This window comes from Photobacterium sp. GB-56 (assembly GCF_003026105.1).
Lineage (GTDB): Bacteria > Pseudomonadota > Gammaproteobacteria > Enterobacterales > Vibrionaceae > Photobacterium.
On the sequence record NZ_PYNW01000067.1, the window covers coordinates 1 to 524 of the forward strand.

At 49.6% G+C, this 524-nt stretch carries 4 tRNA genes; all 4 read left to right on the forward strand.

What is annotated here, in order from left to right:
• The first annotated feature begins 28 nt into the window (after positions 1-28).
• The 4 genes from C9J42_RS21410 (at position 29) to C9J42_RS21425 (ending at position 516) form a co-directional block, all read left to right on the forward strand.
• A tRNA-Gly gene (locus C9J42_RS21410) sits at positions 29-104 on the forward strand.
• Between the two features lie 71 nt (positions 105-175).
• Positions 176-252 (forward strand) — tRNA-Met (locus C9J42_RS21415).
• A gap of 22 nt (positions 253-274) precedes the next feature.
• A tRNA-Gly gene (locus C9J42_RS21420) sits at positions 275-350 on the forward strand.
• A gap of 89 nt (positions 351-439) precedes the next feature.
• Positions 440-516, forward strand: a tRNA-Met gene (locus C9J42_RS21425).
• Positions 517-524 lie beyond the last annotated feature (8 nt).

Here is a 524-nt window from a genome sequence, read left to right on the forward strand (position 1 = left end):
GCAACCAATCTCTTTTAAGAGATGTGATGCGACACTAGCTCAGCTGGTAGAGCGCAACCTTGCCAAGGTTGAGGTCACGAGTTCGAACCTCGTGTGTCGCTCCAAATTGATATTCATGGCTACGGCGATGAATAAAAATAGTTGTTACCCAACTTAAAATAGGTGCAAAATCGGACGCGGGGTGGAGCAGCTTGGTAGCTCGTCGGGCTCATAACCCGAAGGTCGTTGGTTCAAATCCGGCCCCCGCAACCAATCTCTTTTAAAGAGATGTGATGCGACACTAGCTCAGCTGGTAGAGCGCAACCTTGCCAAGGTTGAGGTCACGAGTTCGAACCTCGTGTGTCGCTCCACTTTTTTACTTGGTAGAGAAGTGATATTCATGGCTACGGCGATGGATAAAAATAGTTGTCACCCAACTTAAAACAGGTGAAAAATCGGACGCGGGGTGGAGCAGCTTGGTAGCTCGTCGGGCTCATAACCCGAAGGTCGTTGGTTCAAATCCAGCCCCCGCAACCAATCTCTTT